The sequence below is a fragment of the Bradyrhizobium sp. McL0616 genome (assembly GCF_049993385.1).
Lineage (GTDB): Bacteria > Pseudomonadota > Alphaproteobacteria > Rhizobiales > Xanthobacteraceae > Bradyrhizobium.
Map to the genome: position 1 here is coordinate 2,345,606 of NZ_CP188255.1, position 20,071 is coordinate 2,365,676.

18 protein-coding genes are annotated in these 20,071 nt (G+C 63.6%); 10 read left to right on the forward strand and 8 right to left on the reverse strand.

Translation table 11 applies throughout. The features are described from left to right. Positions 1 to 61 precede the first annotated feature (61 nt). Entirely contained in the window at positions 62 to 1,042 is a 981-nt protein-coding gene (locus tag ACPPVR_RS11340) for an ABC transporter substrate-binding protein (RefSeq protein WP_426614304.1), read from the reverse strand. Positions 1,043 to 1,516: 474 nt separating this feature from the next. On the opposite strand from ACPPVR_RS11340, the gene ACPPVR_RS11345 reads away from it, so the two are divergent. The 9 genes from ACPPVR_RS11345 (at position 1,517) to ACPPVR_RS11385 (ending at position 10,455) form a co-directional block, all read left to right on the forward strand. Continuing rightward, the gene (locus ACPPVR_RS11345; RefSeq protein WP_426614305.1) at positions 1,517 to 2,614 is read left to right on the forward strand and encodes an ABC transporter substrate-binding protein; all 1,098 of its coding nucleotides are present in this window, start codon (positions 1,517 to 1,519) and stop codon (positions 2,612 to 2,614) included. Beyond that, positions 2,592 to 3,614, forward strand: a complete 1,023-nt coding sequence (locus tag ACPPVR_RS11350; RefSeq protein ID WP_426614306.1) for an ABC transporter permease — start codon at positions 2,592 to 2,594, stop codon at positions 3,612 to 3,614. Before ACPPVR_RS11345 ends, ACPPVR_RS11350 begins: the two co-directional genes overlap by 23 nt. After that, positions 3,608 to 4,408 carry an ABC transporter ATP-binding protein gene (locus tag ACPPVR_RS11355; protein ID WP_426614307.1) on the forward strand — a complete coding sequence of 267 codons (801 nt, stop codon included), beginning with the start codon at positions 3,608 to 3,610 and terminating at the stop codon, positions 4,406 to 4,408. Before ACPPVR_RS11350 ends, ACPPVR_RS11355 begins: the two co-directional genes overlap by 7 nt. Then, positions 4,402 to 5,574 carry an acyl-CoA dehydrogenase family protein gene (locus tag ACPPVR_RS11360; protein ID WP_426614308.1) on the forward strand — a complete coding sequence of 391 codons (1,173 nt, stop codon included), beginning with the start codon at positions 4,402 to 4,404 and terminating at the stop codon, positions 5,572 to 5,574. Before ACPPVR_RS11355 ends, ACPPVR_RS11360 begins: the two co-directional genes overlap by 7 nt. 29 nt (positions 5,575 to 5,603) lie before the next feature. After that, complete coding sequence (locus ACPPVR_RS11365; RefSeq protein WP_426614309.1) at positions 5,604 to 6,698, forward strand: LLM class flavin-dependent oxidoreductase; 1,095 nt, start codon at positions 5,604 to 5,606, stop codon at positions 6,696 to 6,698. Beyond that, entirely contained in the window at positions 6,695 to 7,633 is a 939-nt protein-coding gene (locus ACPPVR_RS11370; RefSeq protein WP_426614310.1) for an ABC transporter substrate-binding protein, read from the forward strand. The genes ACPPVR_RS11365 and ACPPVR_RS11370 overlap by 4 nt, the downstream gene beginning before the upstream one ends. Before the next feature lie 347 nt (positions 7,634 to 7,980). Next, entirely contained in the window at positions 7,981 to 8,826 is an 846-nt protein-coding gene (locus ACPPVR_RS11375) for a CmcJ/NvfI family oxidoreductase (protein WP_426614311.1), read from the forward strand. Between the two features lie 101 nt (positions 8,827 to 8,927). Then, positions 8,928 to 9,242, forward strand: coding sequence for a septal ring lytic transglycosylase RlpA family protein (locus ACPPVR_RS11380; RefSeq protein ID WP_426614312.1), 315 nt, complete (start codon positions 8,928 to 8,930; stop codon positions 9,240 to 9,242). A gap of 43 nt (positions 9,243 to 9,285) precedes the next feature. Next, on the forward strand, positions 9,286 to 10,455 hold the full coding sequence (locus ACPPVR_RS11385; RefSeq protein ID WP_426614313.1) for a Gfo/Idh/MocA family protein: 1,170 nt from the start codon (positions 9,286 to 9,288) through the stop codon (positions 10,453 to 10,455). A 203-nt stretch (positions 10,456 to 10,658) separates the two neighbouring features. Here the strand turns inward: ACPPVR_RS11385 and ACPPVR_RS11390 are convergent, their stop codons facing one another. From ACPPVR_RS11390 to ACPPVR_RS11420, 7 genes are all read right to left on the reverse strand, one after another. Then, positions 10,659 to 11,969, reverse strand: coding sequence for an ABC transporter substrate-binding protein (locus ACPPVR_RS11390; protein WP_426614314.1), 1,311 nt, complete (start codon positions 11,967 to 11,969; stop codon positions 10,659 to 10,661). Positions 11,970 to 12,161: 192 nt separating this feature from the next. Next, complete coding sequence (locus ACPPVR_RS11395; protein WP_426614315.1) at positions 12,162 to 13,400, reverse strand: ABC transporter substrate-binding protein; 1,239 nt, start codon at positions 13,398 to 13,400, stop codon at positions 12,162 to 12,164. 41 nt (positions 13,401 to 13,441) lie between these two features. Then, entirely contained in the window at positions 13,442 to 14,920 is a 1,479-nt protein-coding gene (locus tag ACPPVR_RS11400) for an ATP-binding cassette domain-containing protein (RefSeq protein ID WP_426614316.1), read from the reverse strand. Further along, the gene (locus ACPPVR_RS11405) at positions 14,920 to 15,846 is read right to left on the reverse strand and encodes a branched-chain amino acid ABC transporter permease (RefSeq protein WP_426614317.1); all 927 of its coding nucleotides are present in this window, start codon (positions 15,844 to 15,846) and stop codon (positions 14,920 to 14,922) included. Before ACPPVR_RS11405 ends, ACPPVR_RS11400 begins: the two co-directional genes overlap by 1 nt. A 1-nt stretch (position 15,847) precedes the next feature. Beyond that, complete coding sequence (locus ACPPVR_RS11410; RefSeq protein WP_426614318.1) at positions 15,848 to 16,723, reverse strand: branched-chain amino acid ABC transporter permease; 876 nt, start codon at positions 16,721 to 16,723, stop codon at positions 15,848 to 15,850. Positions 16,724 to 16,813: 90 nt separating this feature from the next. Further along, positions 16,814 to 18,058, reverse strand: coding sequence for an ABC transporter substrate-binding protein (locus ACPPVR_RS11415; RefSeq protein ID WP_426614319.1), 1,245 nt, complete (start codon positions 18,056 to 18,058; stop codon positions 16,814 to 16,816). A gap of 114 nt (positions 18,059 to 18,172) precedes the next feature. Next, a complete protein-coding gene (locus ACPPVR_RS11420) occupies positions 18,173 to 19,114 on the reverse strand; it encodes a LysR family transcriptional regulator (protein WP_426614320.1) in 942 nt (313 codons plus the stop codon). Positions 19,115 to 19,215: 101 nt separating this feature from the next. Between ACPPVR_RS11420 and ACPPVR_RS11425 the strand changes: the two genes are divergently transcribed. Further along, positions 19,216 to 20,043: an oxidoreductase gene (locus ACPPVR_RS11425; RefSeq protein WP_426614321.1), complete on the forward strand. Its 828-nt coding sequence runs from the start codon at positions 19,216 to 19,218 to the stop codon at positions 20,041 to 20,043. Positions 20,044 to 20,071: the final 28 nt, after the last annotated feature.

Here is a 20,071-nt window from a genome sequence, read left to right on the forward strand (position 1 = left end):
ATCGCGGCGAGATGCAGCGGCCCGGCTTTGAGACGAAGCCCGCGCATCACGCCGCCCTCGTTTAGTTTGATCCCGCGGCCGCGGCGGTGAAGCTGCGGTCGACGGCTTTGCTTACGTCGAGCGTCTTCGGCAGGATGCCGTAGCGCGTCGAGCGGTCCGAGGCCTCCTGGACTTCCTTCACCACGTTCTCGTCGATCGGAATCGGGCTGGTGCGCTGCGCGGTGTAGGCTGAGAGCAGAACGTCCTCAGGCAACTTGGTCAGCTCGGCCGTGCTCTTGGCATATTCACCGAGGTGATCCAGCGACCACAGCCGCGCCTTGTTCAGCCGCTGCAACAGGTCCTGCACTGCCGCGCGCTTGGTCGCGATGGCGTTGTCGGTGGCGACGATGAAAGTGATGGTCGGCGTCAGGCCTTCGCCGTCGGCGATGACGCGGGCCTTGTCCTTCAGGGTCGCGAATGAGATGTAGGGCTCCCACACCGCCCAGGCGTCGATCGAGCCCGCGACCAGCGCCACCTTGGCATCGACCGGGCCGAGCGGTGCGAAGGTCGCATCCTCGAGCTTGATCTGCGCCTTCTCCAGCGTCGCATCGATCAGGAATTGGCCCCAGCCGCCGCGAGTGCCAGCGAGGCGCTTGCCCTTGAGATCCGCAGCGGACTTGATCGGCGAATCCTGGCGCACCAGGATCGCCTGCGTCTTCGCATCCGATTTGGTGCCGCCGATCGCCTTGATCGGCGCGCCGGCAGCAAAGACAGAGAGGAACGAGAGATCGCCGGTATAGCCGACGTCGAGCGCACCGGCATTGAGCGCTTCCAGGATCGGCGCTGCGGCAGGGAATTCCGACCATTCGATCTTGTAGGGCAGGTCCTTCGCAAAACCGGAGATTTCGAGCAGCGAGCGATTGCCGCCCTTCTGGTCGCCGACGCGCAGCACGATTTGGTCGGCCGCGAACGATGCGGCGGCCGTCGACAAGGTGACAGCTGCGGCGAAGAGGGATGCCGCGAGCCGGCGCGTGATGGGATGGTCGTAAGAGTTGATGCTCATGTAGCCTGTCTTGTTGCTTTGCTCACGGCGCGTGAGCGAACGATGCAGCCGGACGATCAAGTCTATGAGGGCGCGATGCGCAGTCAATGAAATGGCCAACCGTATTGCACGCGCGTCGGGCAAGGACGTTTCCACGAACGCTCGTTTCCGAGAACGTGCGGTGCGCGCGCGCGAAATTGCGCGAAAATGATGCAGGTGACGGAGTCGTGATCCGGAGTGCGAACCGGTGCTTCAGCGAAAATCGTTTCGTCGTTATCGTTCGCGCCAAAGCAGAGAATGACTTCGCTTCGCGCAACATTCGAAATTCCATTTCATTGACGATGCTGCGCGTGCGCCGCATGATTTGGGCATCACATCAACGCGGCGCGCGATCGTCGGCGGAAAGATTTTCTCTTAACGCAACTCCGTGCGGAATATGCGCAGTGCGAAGCACTGTGCGTACGGCGGAGCTGTGCCAGCGCAGGGGCTGACGACATGAAGAACGACGACAAGCGTGGATCGAGCCTCGACCGGCGGCACTTGCTCCAGGCGGGTTTGGCGGCTGCCTTTGCCGCGCCGCTCGGCGCGCTAGGTGCGCAGGCCTTTGCACCGCAGGCGATCGGGTCCGGCGTCGATCTCACGGAATTCCCGCTGTGCCGCACAGCGTCGGATGCCCCCGCGCTGACCGGCGCCCCGCGCAAGCTGAAACTGTCGTGGAACGCCGGCGCGGTCTGTCTCGCCCCGGTGCCGGTCGCCATCGAGCACGGCTTCTTCCAGAAGCAAAATCTCGACGTCGAGCTCGTCAACTATTCCGGCTCGACCGATCAGCTGCTCGAGGCGATCGCGACGGGAAAAAGCGACGCCGGCCTCGGCATGGCGCTGCGCTGGCTGAAGCCGCTGGAGCAGGGCTTTGATGTCAAGATTGCCGCGGGCACCCATGGCGGCTGCATGCGCGTCTTGACCCGTACCAATTCCGGCGTCGAGAAGCTCGCCGATCTCAAGGGCAAGATCGTCGCGGTCGGCGATCTCGGCGGCCCCGACAAGAATTTCTTCTCGATCCAGCTCGCAAAGCTCGGCATCGATCCGAACAAGGACGTCGACTGGCGCGCCTATCCGGGCAATTTGCTCGATGTCGCGGTCCAGAAGGGCGAAGTGCAGGCCTTCCTGTCGTCCGATCCGCTGGGCTATCTCTGGCTCAAGGACACGCAGTACAAGGAAGTGGCTTCCAATCTCGACGGCGAATATCGCGACAAGAGCTGCTGTATCCTGGGTCTGCGCGGCAGCCTGGTGCGCGAGGAGCCACAGGTCGCGCGCGCCATCACGCAGGCGCTGCTCGATGCCGCAATGTTCACCTCGCAAAATCCGTCCGTAACGGCAAAGTCATTCCAGCCTTACGCGCCGAAGGCGGCGTCGCTCGCCGATATCGAGGGCATGGTGCGCTACCACACCCATCATCACCATCCCACAGGCGAAGTGCTGAAGCGCGAGCTGAAAGCCTATGCCGACGATCTGAAGAGCGTTCAGGTCTTCAAGCAGAGCACCGACACCGCCAAATTTGCGGAGCGCATCTATGTCGACGTATTCGCTGTCTGACGGCCTCGCCTCTGGCGCGCCGAGAACCTCGCGCGCGCCATGGCTTGCGACCTGGGTGCGGGAATCCGGTGCGGGCGTTGCCGCCAGCGCCATCTGGATCGCCTTCGGCCTGTCCTGCCTGTGGTGGGAAGACCTCGGCGACTGGTCGCGCACGCATTCGCTTGGCATCGCGGCCTTTATCATAGCGGCCGTTGCCCTGTTTGGAACCGTCGGCGCCGACTATCTCGGCTCGGCGGGCCGTGCCTTGCGTCAACGCGCGCCCTGGCTGATTGCGCTCGGCGCTTTCCTGACCTTGTGGGAGGTCGCGACCGCAAAGTTCGCCTGGCTACCGCTGCCGTTCTTCCCGCCGCCGCAGTCGATCATCGAAGTCTACACCGATGATCTGCCAAAGCTGCTCGACAGCGTCTTTGCCTCGGTCAAGCTTCAGCTCGGCGGCTATCTCATCGGCGCGGCGGTCGGCTTCCTGACCGGCGTCTCGATCGGCTGGTCACGCGCGGTCGGCTATTGGGTGCATCCGGTGCTCCGCTTCATCGGCCCGCTGCCGGCAACTGCCTGGCTGCCGATCGCGTTCTTCACCTTTCCGTCGAGCTGGAGCGCGTCGACCTTCCTGATCGCGCTCGCGACCGGCTTCCCCGTCACCGTCTTGACCTGGTCGGGCGTCGCCAGCGTCAGCACCGCCTATTACGACGTCGCGCGCACGCTGGGGGCAAAGCCGTCCTTCCTGGTGCTGAAGGTCGCGATCCCTGCGGCCTTGCCGCACGTCTTCGTCGGCCTGTTCATGGGCCTCGGCTCGTCCTTCGCCGTGCTGGTCGTCGCCGAAATGATCGGCGTCAAGGCCGGGCTCGGCTGGTACCTGCAATGGGCGCAGGGCTGGGCCGCCTACGCCAACATGTATGCAGCGCTGATCGTGATGTCGCTGCTCTGCTCCGGAGCGATCACGCTGCTGTTTGCGATCCGCGATCGCCTGCTGGTCTGGCAGAAGGGGACCGTCAAATGGTAGCCGCAGCTCTCGCCGAGGCCATCGCGCATCCGGTTGCTGCCGGCGCCGCGCTCGACATCGAGCAGGTCAGCCACGCCTTCGACATCGACGGTGCCGAACTCCCCGTGCTCTACGATGTCAGCATCTCGGTCGAACCGGGTGAGTTCGTAGCTCTTCTCGGGCCCTCCGGCTGCGGCAAGTCGACCCTGCTTCGCCTCGTCGCGGGCCTCGACAAGCCCAAGGCGGGAAGCTTGCGTGAGGACGAGGTCCGCATCAGAAGCCCGCATCCCTCGCGCGTCGTCGTGTTCCAGGATCCGACGCTGTTTCCCTGGCGAACCGTCTGGGACAATGTCGCACTGGGGCTGGAAGCCCAGGGCATTTTGAAGAGCCAGCGCCACCGCGTCGATGCCGCGCTCGATCTCGTCGGGCTATCGGACTTCCGCACCGCCTATCCGCATCAGCTTTCCGGCGGCATGGCGCAGCGCGTTGCGCTGGCGCGGGCGCTGGTCAACGATCCCAAAATCCTGATCCTCGACGAGCCACTCGGCAAGCTCGACTCGCTCACGCGCATCACCATGCAGGCCGAGCTGGTCTCGCTCTGGCAGCGCAAGGGCTTTACCACGCTCTTGGTGACGCATGACGCCGAGGAGGCGCTGGTGCTTGCCAACCGCGTCATCGTCTTCAGCGATCGCCCCGCACGCGTGAAAGCCGACATCCGCGTCGACCGTCCATATCCTCGCCATCGCGGCGATCCGTATCTTGCCGATCTGCGCCGCCAGATCCTCGGCCTCCTGGGATTAGACGCCACATGGTGACTTCCGTAGCTCAGGGACGGGCGGCCCATAGCGAGCCCGACTACATCGCGCGCGCCGAAGCGCTGGCCGAGTCCTTTGCCGCGCGGGCGGCCGAACACGACCACACCGGCAGCTTCCCTTTCGAGAATTTTCGCGAGCTTTCCGAGGCAGGCCTGCTGTCGCTGACCGTGCCCGCGGTCCATGGCGGTGCGGGCGCGGGTGCAAGATATACCGCGCGTGTCATCGGCATCCTCGGCAAGGCCGATCCGTCGACGGCGCTGGTGTTGTCGATGCATTACATCAATCATCTGGTGATGGGGCGGAGCGCGACCTGGCCGCTACGGCTGGCGCGCAAGCTCGCGCGCGAGACGGTCGAGGGCCTTGCGCTCGTCAACGCACTGCGCGTCGAGCCCGATCTCGGCTCGCCCGCGCGCGGAGGCCTGCCGGCGACGATCGTGCGCCGGACCGAGACCGGCTGGCGCCTGACCGGCCACAAGATCTATTCGACGGGCTCGCCGATCCTGAAATGGTACCTGGTCTGGGCGCGGACCGACGAGGCCGAGCCGCGCGTCGGGCAATTCCTGGTGCCGGCAGGCCTGCCGGGCACGCGCATCGTCGAGACCTGGGACCATCACGGGCTTCGCGCCAGCGGCAGCCATGACGTCATCTTCGACGACGTCGTGATTCCCTTCGAGGCCGAGGTCGATGTTCGCAAGCCTGCGGAGTGGAGTGCCCGCGACATTACGCAGGCGACCGTCCACACCGTGTTCGTTGCGGCGATCTATGACGGTGTCGCGCGAGCTGCACGCGACTGGCTGATCACCTTCCTGAAGCAACGTGTCCCTGCCAGTCTCGGCGCGCCGCTCGCGACGTTGCCGCGCGCGCAGGAGATCCTCGGCGCCATCGAGGTCCGGCTCGCAGTCAATGCGCGGTTGCTCGATTCCTTCGCCGGCGATTTCGACGACGGCGTCGAATTGTTCACGGGCGAATCCAACGCCATCAAGCTGACGGTGACCAACAATGCCGTTGCCGTGGTCGAGGATGCGCTGTCGCTCACCGGCAATCACGGTCTCAGCCGGACCAATCCGCTGGAGCGGCACTATCGCGACGTCCTGTGCGGTCGCGTACACACGCCGCAGGATGATTCCACGCGCACCGGCCTCGGCCGTGCCGCATTGGGCCTTTAGATTTCCGCCAAACAATCAGGGAGATGATCATGTCGGTCGAGTTCATCGGCTTTATCGCTAACAGCAATGTGTCCGAGACCATCGTGCGCAAGGGTCCCGTGCTCGATCCGTCCTATATCGAGACGGTCGCGAAGGCGCACGAGCTTGCCGGTTTCGACCGTGCGCTGCTGGCGTTCCATTCGACCACGCCGGATGCGCTCCAGATCGCCCAGCATGTGCTGACCATCACCAGGAAGCTCAAGGTGATGATCGCGCAGCGGCCGGGCTTTACCGCGCCGACGCTCCTGGCGCGCCAGCTTGCGACGCTTGACCAACTCTATGGCGGCCGTGTCTCGCTGCACGTCATCACCGGTGGCAATGCGATCGAGCTGCGCCAGGACGGCAACACGCTCGACGACAAGGACGAGCGCTACGCCCGCACCAGCGAATTCCTCGATGTGGTGCGGCTGGAATGGACCAGCGAGAAGCCGTTCAACTACAGCGGTAAGTACTACACCGTCGAGAACGGCTTTTCGCAGGTGAAGCCGCAGCAGAAGGGGGGCATCTACACCTTCGTCGGCGGCGGATCCGATGCCGCGATCGAGGTCTCGGGCAAGCATGCGGACACCTTTGCGCTGTGGGGCGAATCCTACGCGCAGGTGCGCGATGTCACTGCGCGGGTGCGCGCGGCGGCCGCAAAGCACGGGCGGCCAAGTCCGCGCTTCAGCCTGTCGGTGCGGCCGATCCTCGCCGACACCGAGGAGAAGGCCTGGAAGAAGGCCGAGACGATTCTGGAACGTGCTACCGCGCTGCAGGACCAGACCGGCTATCGCCGGCCCAATCACGCGACCGAGGGCGCCAAGCGGCTCCTGGCGGCGGCCGACCAGGGCGCGCGCATCGACAAGCGGCTGTGGACCGAGATCGCAAAGCTCACCGGCGCCAACAGCAACACCACCGCGCTGGTCGGCACGCCTGAGCAGGTCGCCGACGTCTTCGCCGACTATTACGACCTTGGCGTCAGCCACTTCCTGATCCGTGGCTTCGATCCGCTTCCCGACGCCATCGACTATGGCCGTGAGCTGATCCCGCTGACGCGCGAGCTCATTGCCAAGCGCCAGGCCGTCCGCGGCGAGGCGGCGGAATGATCCGCCTGATGCTGGCCGGTGCGCTGCTGTTCGGCTCGTTCGAGCTGGCGGCGGCGCAAACGACGTTGCGCGTCGGCGATCAGAAAGGCAATTCGCAGGCCGTGATGGAAGCGGCAGGCGTACTGAAGGACGTTCCCTACAAGATCGAGTGGAAGGAGTTTCCGGCGGCCGCGCCGCTACTGGAAGCGCTGAGCGCCGGTGCGATCGAGACCGGGCTCGTCGGCGATGCGCCGTTTACGTTCGCGGCGGCCTCCGGCGCGCCGGTGAAGGCGATTGCCGCGATCCGGCAGACGCGGGAGGGGCTCGCGATCCTCGTCCCGGAGAATTCACCGATCAAGAGCTTCGCCGATCTGCGCGGCAAGAAGATCGCAACCGGCCGTGGTTCGATCGGCCATCAGCTGATCCTCGCCGCGCTCGAGAAGAACAGCTGGAGTGCGAGCGACGTGCAGATCGCGTTCCTGGCGCCGTCGGATGCCAAGATCGCCTACACCCAAGGCTCGGTCGATGCGTGGTCGACCTGGGAGCCCTATGTGAGCCAGGAGGAGGTTCTGTTCAAGTCGCGCCGTATCATCACCTCCGAAGGCTTGACGCCGGGCCTGAGCTTCCAGGTGGCGCGACCTGACGCCATCCGCGACAAGCGCGCGGAGCTGACCGACTTCATTCGCCGCCTCACCGTGGCACGCGCATGGTCGCTGAACAACATCAACGGCTACGCCGAGACCTGGGGCAAGCTGATGAACATCCCCACCGCCGTGCCGCTCAACTGGCTGTCGCGCGCACAGATCCGGATCGCGCCGATCGACGACAGCGTGGTCGCGGACGAGCAGAGCACGATCGATCTCTATTTCCGCTGGGGCCTGATCAAGCAGAAGCTCAATGCCGCGGAGGTCGTCGACCGCTCGTTTGCGGACGCGATCGCGAAAGCGGGATTGTAACGCTCGTGTCCCGGACGCGGCGCAGCGTGCAACGGTAGGCTGGCGTCATTTCGGGGCGCGACGAAGTCGCGAGCCCGGAATCCATTTATCTACAAACATTGCAGCCAAATGGATTCCGGGCTCGCCCTCCGGGCGCCCCGGAATGACGATGGTGGGTATAAACGCTCACGGGTCTCTCATGCATTCGTGAAGCGAGAAGAACATCATCAAAGCGATCGCTGTTGTCGACACGTTCGTTCTGCATTCCCCTCGTCCGACAACACCCCCATTGCTATTTGCACCACCACCCTTGCACCGCGCCTCATTCCGTCAAAAATCTATCCGACGACCACATCGGGAGACCGGCCATGGGCCTGCAACAAACAAAAATCGAATCGCTTCCCTTCGTCACTGCTGAACTCAACTATCTCGCGCCGGTTTCCGGCAAACCGCGCACCTACGCCTTCGATCCGCCGCCGGGCGAACCGAAAAGCACGTCGCTGCCGGAGCCGCATCAGGTCCCGATCTTCGATGCGCGGCTGATCGCGAATAACATCTCGCTCGATCGCGAGGGTTTTGCACTGGTGCGCCATCCGAACCAGGTCAAGGACTTCTACAACGACGAGGAGATCAGGGCGGTCTACTATCCCGCCGTCGAGGCCTTTCTCCGCGCGACGTTGAAGGCTGATCGCGTCTTCATCTTTGATCACACCGTGCGCAGGCGCGTCGAGGGCGCCGCCGACATTCGTGATGGTGGCCCGCGCCAGCCGGCGACGCGCGTCCATGTCGACCAGACCGCCGTCTCCGGTGCCAACCGGGTTCGCGAGCACCTGCCTGACGAAGCCGAGGAGCTGCTCAAGGGCCGCGTCCAGGTGATCAATCTCTGGCGGCCGATCCGCGGCCCCTTGCGCGATTCACCGCTCGCAATGGTCGACGGCACGACGGTCGCGCCCGAGGATCTGGTCGCCTCCGATTTGATCTATCCCAACCGCCGCGGCGAAACCTATTCGGTGAAACACAGTCCGAACCACCGCTGGTTCTATTTCCCCGAGATGACGGCGGACGAGGCGCTGCTGCTCAAATGCTATGATTCCGCAACGGACGGCCGCACCCGCTTCGGGCCGCACACAGCGTTCGTCGATCCGACCACGCCGGCCGATGCGGCGCCACGCGAAAGCATCGAGGTGCGCACGCTCGTGTTCCACAAGCAGTAACAATGTGTGATGGCACTGCCGGGCATAGCCCGGCGGTGCAGGGGAACTTCGGGGAACAAGGACGTTTGTAGCAGCGGGCAGGGCCAACCGGGAGCGGTGCCGTGCGAGCGCTGACGAAGCTATTGTTCTGTTTTGCTGCTTTTTCGCTTTCTGCCTTTTCTGTTGCACGTGCTGAGAGCGGGCTAGCCTCATATTACGGATACGGGAAAGCCGCTAAAAACGGCGAGTTGACCTGTGCCCACCGTACGCGCCCATTTGGCAGCGTGCTGAGGGTGTCCTATGGCGGCCACTCGATTCAATGCCGCGTCAATGATCGCGGCCCTTTCATCCGCGGCCGGATCGTCGATCTCTCGGTGCCCGCCGCCCGCGCGCTCGGCATGATGAGCGCCGGCGTGGTGCGGGTCTCGGTGGAATAGGCCCGCAAGCGCGCTATAGTGCCGCCCAAATCAGGGGGGCGCGATGGCTGGGATCAGGGTGGGGCTCGTCGGCTGCGGCTTCGCGTCGGAGCTGCATATGTATGCGTTCCGGCGCGTCTATGGCGTGGATGTCGAGGTCGCGGCCGTGGCCGCGCGCGGCGATCACGTCATCGAGTTCGCTCAGCGCCACCAGATCCCGCGCGTCTATCGCAGCTTTGCCGAGCTGATCGCGAACGCTGATATCGATGTCGTCGACATTTGTACGCCGCCCAATCTCCATGCCGGAATGATTGTTGCGGCCATGCAGGCCGGCAAGCACGTCATCTGCGAAAAGCCTTTTGCCGGCTATTTCGGCCGCGACGGTGACCAGCAGCCAATTGGCAAGCATGTGCCGAAAGCATTGATGTATGAACGCGTGCTGGAGGAGATGGACGCGACGCGTGCCGCGATCGAGCGCACCGGCAAGCTTTTCATGTATGCGGAAGACTGGATCTACGCGCCCGCGGTGACGAAAACCGCGGAGATCATCAAGGCGACCAAAGACAAGATCCTGTTCATGAAAGGCGAGGAGAGCCATTCCGGCTCTCACGCGGCGCACGCCGCGCAATGGGCAATGACCGGCGGCGGCTCGCTGATCCGCATGGGCTGCCATCCGCTCTCGGCGGTGCTCTATCTCAAGCAGGTCGAGGCCAAGGCGCGCGGCGAGACCATCCGAGTCGCCAGCGTCACCGGCGATGTCGGCAACGTCACAGCTAGCCTCAAGCCCGAGGAACGGACCTACATCAAAGCCAATCCGGTCGATGTCGAGGATTGGGGCACGCTGACCGCGACGTTCTCCGACGGCACCAAGGCCACCGTGTTCTCCGGTGACATGATCATGGGCGGCGTGCGCAATCTGATCGAGACCTACACCAGCGGTGGCTCGCTGTTTGCCAACATTACCCCGAACACGCATCTGATGAGCTACCAGACCTCTGAGGAGAAGCTCGCCAGCGTCTACATCACCGAGAAAGTCGATCGCAAGACCGGCTGGCAATATGTCTGCCTCGAGGAGGAATGGACGCGCGGCTACCTCCAGGAGATCCAGGATTTCATGGAATGCGTGGCGACGGGGAGGCAGCCGCTGTCGGATTTGGCGCTGGCGTACGAGACGATCAAGGTGAACTACGCTGGCTATTGGGCGGCGGAAGAGGGACGGCGGGTGCTGTTGTAGGGCGAGATGAATTCGCCGCAGGCACACTGCAACCCTTCTCCCCTTGTTGCGGGAGAAGGTGGCGCGAAGCGCCGGATGAGCGGTCTCGCTCCGCGAATTCAGATGTGAGAGGCTCACTCGCCGAGACAACCCCTCACCCGTCTCGCCGCTTCGCGGCGAGCCACCCTCTTCCACAAGGGCGAGGGTGCACCGTCCGCGCGGCTCTATACCCCGTAAGTCGAACCCTTCGGCAGCGGAAACACCGGATCCTGCGTGCGAATATTCGTCGGCCACACCACGGAAATATGCTCACCGGCATTCTGCATCACGACCGGGGTCGAGCGTTCGTTCTGGCCGGAGAGCGGCGTGCCCGGCGGAAAGAACTTTACACCATAGCCCTGGATGGTGCCGCCGGGAGGGATGTCGACGTCGAGCGCGGCTTTGCGGATGGCCTCGGGCTCGAAGCTGCCGTATTTTTCCTTCGCGACAGGCAGCACGTTGTTGAGCAGCACCCAGGTCTGGTTGAAACCCATCGAGCAGTGCGGCGGCACGTCGGTGGCGCCGGTCTTGGCCTGATAGCGCGTGACCATGGTCTTGATCAGGTCGCCGATGCCGGGGGCGAGCTTTGACGGATCAAGCAGCTGTGCGGGCACCGGATCGATGTTGCAGAAATTGTCGATGTCGGGGCCGAAGGTCGCTCGCAGCTTGTCGAGCTGGCTGTAGCCGGCGCCGGCGCCGAACAGCATCTTGAAGCGCAGCCCGCTCTCGCGCGCCTGGCGCAGGAACAGCGTGATGTCGGGGTTGTAGCCGGCATGCGAGATCACGTCGACCTTGGCGCGCTTGAGCTTGGTGACGAGCACCGACAGATCGGGCGCGGAGGCCGAATAGCCCTCGCGCAGCACCACCTGGATGCCGGCTTGTTTTGCATAGGCCTCGTCGGCCGCGGCGACACCGACGCCATAAGGGCCGTCCTCGTGGATCAGCGCGACCCTGACTTCGCCCGGCTCCATGCCGAGTTTTGTCTTCGCGTGCTCGGCGATGAAGCCGGCAAAGGCCTGGCCGTACTGGTCGGAGTGGATCTGCGCGCGAAACACGTATTGCAGGTTCTTGTCCTTGAATACGGCAGTCGAGACCGCGGTCGTGATCCAGAGGATCTTCTTCTGCTGCTCGACCTTGGCGGCCATGGGCACCGCATGCGCGCTGGAGAAGACACCTTCGATGATGTCGACCTTCTCCTGGCTGATCAGGCGTTCGGCCTCGTTGATTGCGACGTCGGCCTTGCTCTGGGAATCCGCGGCGACGGGCACGATCTTGGTCTTGCCGCCGATACCGCCCTTCTCGTTGACGAGATCAATCGCGATCTGCGTTCCGACGGATGAGGCGACCGAGCCGCCCGCGGCAAACGGGCCGGTGAGATCGTAGATCACGCCTATGCGCAATGTTTCGGCTTGCGCCTGCGCCCGGGTCCAATCGAGGCTGAGTGTGGCGGCGGCAGCCGCCGAACCCTTCAGCAGCTGCCTGCGTGAAGTCGGCATTCTATCCTCCCTCAAAACCGTCTTCTGATTGGTTGTTATTTTTTTTCGAAGTATTGGGAGGGGCGTGCGGAATGTCAACATCGCCCAAGGTCGATACGCGGTACGCCGCAGGTCACAACGCATCTGCGAAAGGCAAAGAAAAGGCCCACCGCTCGCAAGCGAGCGATGGGCCTGATGTCAGGTGAAGCGCGATTACTGCGACAGCTTCACGAAGTTCGGAAACTTCAGCTTGCCTTCCGCGATCTTCTCGGGCCAGACCACGACCTGCTTATTGTCCTGCCACTGGAAGACGAGGCCGGTCACGGCGCCGGGACCGTACTTGATGCCGTGGGTGAACTCGTCGTCCTTGCCGTAGAACTGGATCTGGCCGATCGTGCCCTCGAAATTGGTCTTCTCCATCTCGGCGACCATCTTGTCGGGATCGGTCGATCCGGCGCGCTTGATCGCGTCGGTGATGATGTAGACCTCGTCATAGGCGGTGTAGCCGGTATAGGCCGGCGGCGTGCCGAACTTGGCCGCGAAAGCCGCCGCGAACGGCTTCGTCTTCGAGGTCACGGCGACGTCGGCCGTCGACACCGCGAACGAGGGCACGCCGTCGGCAGCGCCATTGGTGTCCTTCCAGAAGGTCGGGCTCAGCGCCTGCGCGCTGATGCCGAACATCGGGATCGGCACCTGCTGGTTCTTCCACTGCACCGTCGGTTGCACGCCGACATGGGAGATGCCAGTGACGATCACGTCCGGCTTCTTGGCTTCGATGTTGTTGAAGATCGGCGTGAAGTCGGTGGTATCCGGCGAGAAGCGCACGTGCTCGACGACCGTCAGCCCGGCCTTGGGCAGGCAGGCCTCGTAGCCGATGTCGAGCGGCTTGGTCCAGGCTGCGTCCTCGCTCATGATTGCGACGGTCTTGAACTTGAGCTTGTCGACCAGCAGGTCCTTGGCGGCGTCGCAGACGATCTGGGCCTGTGCCGCCGAGGTCAGATAGCCATGGAAGCTGTACTTGTTCTTCTCGTAATCGTTGTGGATCGCCTTGGTAATCTCGTTCGAGGCAGCGCCAGGCGTGATCATCGGCATTTTCAGCCGCGCCGCCCAGGGCTCGAGCGCCAGCACGACCTCGCTGATATAGCTCGCGATCACGGCGGAGACCCTGTCCTCGCTCACCGCGCGCTGGAACGCGCGCACCGAGTCGGCCGACGAGCTCTTGTTGTCATAGCTCACGATCTCGACTTTGCGCCCGAGGATGCCGCCCTTGGCGTTGATCTCGTCGGCGGCGATCTGCGCGCCGCCCGGCGTCGCCGCACCCGCGATCGACTGCACTTCGGCGATGACGCCGATCTTGATCGGATCGTTCGACTGCGCGTAGGCGGGGGCGGCGAAGCACAGCGCCAGCGCGGAGGCGAGGAAGCTGCTGCTCAAAATGGTTTGTGGTCGCATGGTCGTTTCCCTTTGCTTGTTTTGTTGTTGATACGCGCGAACTAGAGAAAGTCGGCGCCAGCCTCGGCGGCGAAGCGGCCGGGATCGCCCTCCCAGACGATCCGGGCGTGTTCGAGCACATAGACGCGGTCGGCATGTGGCAGCGCGAAGGTGACGTTCTGCTCGCCGAGCAGCACCGTGATCGAGGTGGTCTGCCGCAGCCTCGTGAGCGCCTTCGACAACAGTTCGAGGATAACCGGCGCAAGACCCAGCGTCGGCTCGTCCAGGATCAGGATCTGCGGCTGCATCATCAGCGCGCGGCCGATCGCCAGCATCTGCTGCTCGCCGCCGGAGAGCGTCTGTGCCATCTGGCCCTGTCGCTCTTTCAGGATCGGGAACAATTCGAACAGCCAGGCCAGTTGCGCCGCGCGCTTGTCGTCCGCGAGGTGCTGGCCGCCGAGATCGAGGTTTTCCCGCACGCTCATCTCGCCGAACAGCTCGCGCGATTCCGGGCACTGCACGATGCCGCTGCGGGCGATCTTGGCGGGGCTGGTGCCGCGCAGTCTGTCGCCGCCGCGCATGATCTCGCCGCTGTAGGGCAGGAAGCCGGAGATGGTGTTGAACAGCGTGGTCTTGCCGGCGCCGTTGAGGCCGACGATGGAGACGAACTCACCCTCGTGGATGTGGATCGACACGTTCTCCAGCGCCTGCGCCTTGCCATAATGGACGCTGACATTCTCTACTTGCAGCAGAGGCACCTTGTCCTTGAAGCTGGTCTCGGGCCGCGCGTGGGTTTCGATCGCTCCGCCGAGATAGACCTTGCGCACCGTCTCGTTCTTCATGACGTCTTCGGCCTTGCCGGTGACGATCTCCTCGCCGAGATACATCGCGAGCACGCGGTCGACCAGTGCTGCCACGCTCTTGACGTTGTGGTCGACCAGCATCACCGCGCGGCCGTCATCGCGAAAACTGCGGATCAGGTCGGAGAAGACGTCGACCTCGGCGCGCGTCAGGCCGGCGAAGGGTTCATCCACCAGCACCACCTTGGGATCGCGCGCGATCGCTTTTGCAAGCTCGAGCCGGCGCAGATCGGCGAAGGGCAGCGTCGGCGGGCGGCGGTTCATCACGGAGCCCAAGCCGACGCGGTCGGCGATCCATTTGGCGCGCTCGACCAGTGCCTTGTCCGGAAACAGCATGAAGAGGCTGTCCGGCAGCAGTGCGACCATGATGTTTTCCAGCACGGTCTGCCGGTTCAGCGGCCGCGAGTGCTGGAACACCATGCCAAAGCCCTTGCGCGCGATCTTGTGCGCGGGCAGGCCGGCGACGTTCTCGCCCTCGAAAATCACTTCGCCGGCGGTCGGGCGCTCGATGCCCATCACGCTCTTCATCGCAGTGGATTTGCCCGAGCCGTTCGGCCCGATCAGGCCAAAGATCTCGCCGCCATTGACCTCGAAGCCGAGATTTTTGACCGCCGTCAATCCGCCGAAGCGTTTGGTCAGGCCGCGGACTTCGAGCACGGGCCGGTTTGCAATCATATCCATCACGAGCGGGCCTCACGCGAGAGGGCCGCTCCGAGGAAGCCGCCGGGGAAGAACAGCACGACGAGAAGCGCGACCGCTGAAACGATGAAGGTCGCAAGCTCGCCGGTGGGGCGCAGGAATTCGCCGGCGACGATCAGGAAGATCGCGCCGAGAGCAGCCCCAAGCACGGTGCGCCGGCCGCCGAGGACGGCCGAGACGATCACGTTCACGCCGACCGCGACGTCGACCACGGTGCCGACCGAGGCGGTGCCGAAATAGAACACCAGCAGTGCACCCGACAGCCCCGAGAAGAACGCGCTGACGATGAAGGCGGCGAGCTTGTGCTTGACGATGTTGAAGCCGAGCGCGCCGGCCTGCACCGGGTCCTGGCCGCTGGCCTGCAGCACGAGCCCGATCGGCGATTGCGACAGGCCATAGAGGATGGCCGCCGAGATCGTCATGAAGCCGAGCGCGATCCAGTAATTGGCGCCGGCGTTGATGGTGATGACGTCGGGGATGGTCAGGCCGATCTCGCCGCCGGTGAGATCGGCGAACACCACGATGAAGTTCTGCAGCATCAACACCGCAACTAGCGTGGTCAGGCCGAAATACGGCCCGCGCACCCGCAGCGCCGGCAGCGCCAGCACGAGGCCTGCGATGACGGAGGCGAACGCACCGAGCACGATACAGAGATAGACCGACCAGCCGAACTGGGCATTCAGGATGCCGGCGGTGTAGGCGCCGACGCCGATCAGGAAGGTGGGGCCGAAATTGACTTCGCCCGCGAAGCCGAACAACAGGTCCCAAGCCATCGCGAACACGCCGAAATAGAATGCGACGGTCAGAAGGCCGAGTACGTAGCCGGAGACATAGAGCGGCAGCGTCGCGGCGATCACGACCAGCGCGAGCGAGACAAAGAACAGCCGAGAAGTAAAAAAGCCGGCCATCTCAGCGCCTCCCCAGAAGGCCCTGGGGCCGGATATACATCACGAACACGAGCAGCAGCAGCGCCGGAATGGTGCGGTAGGCCGGTGAAATCAAATAGGCCGTCAGCGTTTCGAGATAACCGACCACGAAGGCCGCGATCAGCGAACCGGAGACGCTGCCGAGGCCGCCGAGCACCACGATCGAGAACGCACTCGCCGTCAGCGGTCCGACGCTGTAGGAGCTGACGCCCAGAAACATCCCGAGCAAAACGCCGGCGATGCCGGCGAGGACGCCGTAGATCCCCCACACCACGATATAGATGTTGGTGAGCTCGAGGCCGAGCAGCGTCACGCCGCGCGGGTTCATCGAGGCCGCCAGCACCGCCTTGCCGGTGCGGGTGCGGTTCACGAGGAGCCACAGCAACGCGATGACGAGGCAGCACACGATCGCGGTGAAGATCTCGTTCTTCGGCGTGCGGACGCCGAGCACGTCGACGACGCCCTCGACGATCGGCAGCACGGTCTTGGCGTTGTTGGTGAAGAAATAGGCGATCACTTCCTGGATCATGATGCCCCACAGCAGCGTGCCGGTGAGGACGAAGATCTCCTTCTCCTCATTGGGGATGCGCCGGGAGTCCTGAATGGGCTTTACCACCGCGAAGTAGGTCGCAAACGCGGCAACAAGAGCGACCGCGACGCCGATCAGCGCACCGGCATAGGTGCCGACGTTGAAGACACTGGCGGCGGCCCAGGCCGCCACCGCTGCCGCCACCATGATGGCACCGTGGGAGAGGTTGAGGACGCCGGAGACACCGAAGATCAGCGTGAAGCCGGTAGCACCGAGGGCGTAGAGGGCGCTGATGGCAAAGCCATCAATCAGAATCTGGAAAGCTCGCATCTATGATTGGCCAGACGATCTTGCTGGAGGAACGTGCTGCGTACGACGCAGGTGGAAGCTCCCGGGAGGTGGTCCCGGGAGCGTGTCCTGCTAGTTCGAGAGCTTGATGAAGCTCGGGAACTTGATGTCGACCTTGGCGACATCCTTGGGCCAGACCGCGCTCTGCTTGCCGTCCTGCCATTGCAGCATCAGTCCGGTGATCAGGCCCTTGCCGTATTTGATCGAGTGGGTGAACGGATCGTCCTTGCCGTAGAACTGGACGCGGCCAATCGTGCCTTCCCAGTCGGTCTTCTCCAGCGCATCGACCAGCTTGTCGGCATCGGTCGAGCCGGCGCGCTTCACCGCGTCGGCGATGTAATAGACCTCGTCATAGGCGGTGTAGCCGGCATAGGACGGATAATTGCCGAACTTCTTCTTGAAATTTTCTGCGAACGGCACCGATTTCGGCGTCACCGCGACGCCGGGGCCGGAGACGCCCTGGTAGAGCACGCCTTCGGCGGCCTGGTTGCTGTCCTTGCCGAAGGTTTCGTTGGTGGCCTGCGAGGAGATGCCGAACATCGGGATCGGCACCTGCTGGTTTTTCCACTGCACCGTCGGCTGCACGCCGACATGGGAGATGCCGGTGATGATCACGTCGGGCTTGGAGCCCTCGATCTTGTTGAAGATCGGCGTGAAGTCTGTGGTATCGGGCGAGAAGCGGATGTGGTCGAGCACCTTCAGCCCGATCTTGGGCAGGCATTCCTCGTAGCCGATGTCGAGCGGCTTGGTCCAGGCGGCGTCCTCGCTCATGATGACCGCCGTCTTCATGTGCAATCTGTCGACGAGCAGATCCTTGGCGCCGTCGCAAACCGAGAGCGCCAACGCCGCCGACGTCAGATAGCCGTGGAACGTGTACTTGTTCTTCTCGTAATCGGCGTGGACGCTCTTGCTGATCTCGTTGGAGGCGGCGCCTGGCGTCACGAACGGTGTCTTCAGCCGCGCGGCCCAGGGTTCCAGCGCCAGCACGACCTCGCTGATGTAGCTCGCAATGACCGCATTGACCTTGTCCTCGTTCACCGCGCGCTGGAACGCGCGCACCGAATCCGCCGAGGAGGAGTGGTTGTCGTAGCCGATGATCTCGATCTTGCGGCCGTCGACGCCGCCATTGGCGTTGATCTCGTCGGCGGCAAGCTGCGCCGCCTGCGGGATAGAGGCACCGGCGATCGCCTGCGCCTCCGCGATCACGCCGATCCTGATCGGATCCGCCGCAAATGCCGCGCCTGACGCCGTCATCAGCGCGCCGACTGCGGCCGTTCGCAGCGCAATTCGCACTGCAACAGAGAGTCCGCTTCTCATGTTGTTTCTCTCCCTTGAACAGGCCTCTTGTGAGCCATTATGTCGCGACTATAACGGCGAGGGCATTCTCGGCAAGTGAAACTGCATTCAGGATTGTGAGAGGGGAACTAAAGTCTAGCGCTTGCGCAAATCGTGGGCAGCGCCGCGCGCCGCTTTGCCAGCCAGCTTGCTCTCCTCCCGCAACATATCGACGAAGGCGCGAAGCCCCGCCGCCATATGCCGGTGTCCGGGATAATAAAGGCGCAAGCCAGGGAATGGCGGCGTCCAGTCTTCCAGCACGGCCCGCAATGTGCCGTCGGCGAGATGTTTCGCGACCCAGAAATCGCTGACGAACGCCAGCCCCAGTCCTTCAAGTGCGGCTTCCACCATCAGGCTGTCATTGTCGAGCGTGAGCCGGCCAGGCACATCCAGCGCCATTTCCTCGCCGCGCTTCTCGAACTCCCATCGATAAAGCGTCCCGCCCGGCATGCGCCTGCGAATGCATTCATGCTTGAGCAGATCCGACGGCGACTTCGGCAATGAAACGTGTGCGAAATAATCGGGTGCGCCGACGACAATGAAGCGGGACGCCGGACCGCAAGGGACGGAGACCATGTCTTGCGGCACGGCTTCGGCCAGCCGAATTCCGGCATCAAAGCCCTCCGCAACGATATCGATGGTGCGGCCCTCTAAAGTGAGCTCGACATTCATATCGGGATAGAGCCGCAGGAATTTCGCAACGACGGGGCGGAGGATCTGGTGCGCGGCGCGCTCCTTCAGATTGATGCGAAGTGTTCCCGTCGGCGTATCGCGAAACTCGTTCACGTCCTCCATCGCGCCGGCGATCTCGCGCAACGCGGGGCTGACCCGCGCGAGAAAGCGCTCGCCCGCTTCCGACAACGACACGCTGCGTGTGGTGCGATTGATGAGACGCACGCCAAGGCGTTTTTCGAGCCCGGCAATCGCATGGCTCAATGCGGAGGGTGAGATGCCGAGCTCGGTCGCAGCCGCGCGAAAGCTGCGATGCGCCGAAATCGCGGCAACGGCGTTCAGCTCGAAAAGACCAGTGTGAAGCATTGTGCGATATCTTGCATCAGGTCATGCCATTCTATGCCGATTGTTGCATTAATCAACCGGCCTATATGGAGCTGACAATCGAGCCCGGAAAGGCATCTCACATGGCAAAGACATTTCTCGTCACTGGCGTTTCCTCCGGCTTCGGCCGAGCATTGGCGGAAGCTGCGTTGAGCGACGGCCATGCCGTCGCGGGCACCGTGCGCAACGACGCCGACAGGCAAAGCTTCGAAGCGCTTGGTCGGAGCGCGCATGCGGTGGTTCTTGATGTCACCGACACCACGGCCATCGCGCCTGCGGTTGCTGACATTGAAAGCAGGATCGGCGCGGTCGAAATCCTCGTGAACAATGCCGGCTACGGCCACGAAGGCATTTTGGAGGAATCGTCCATCGACGATCTGCGACGCCAGTTCGAGGTCAACGTGTTCGGTGCCGTGGCGATGATCCAGGCCGTGCTGCCCTCCATGCGCAGGCGACGTGCCGGACATATTCTCAACATCACGTCGATGGGCGGCATCATCACGCTGCCGGGCTTGAGCTACTACCACGGCAGCAAGTTCGCCCTCGAAGGGATCTCCGAATCCCTTGGCAAGGAGGTCAAGGAGCTCGGCATCAAGGTCACCGCGGTTGAGCCGGGCGGTTTCCGCACCGACTGGGCCGGACGATCGATGGTCCGGGCAGCCCGGTCGATCGGCGATTACGACCCGATCATCGAGCCGATCCGCAAGCGGCGCATGGAATTGAGTGGCTGGCAGGTCGGCGATCCCAAGAAGGCCGCGCTGGCGATGCTGAAAGTGGCCCTGTCGGCCGATCCGCCAGCGCATCTGCTGCTCGGCAGCGACGCCGTTCGGCTGGTGGACGAGAAAATGAAATCGTTGCAAGCGGAGTTCGATGCCTGGAAAAGCGTCTCGCTCTCCACGGATGTTGCATAACGCAATCGACGTGATCGGATTGGTTTCG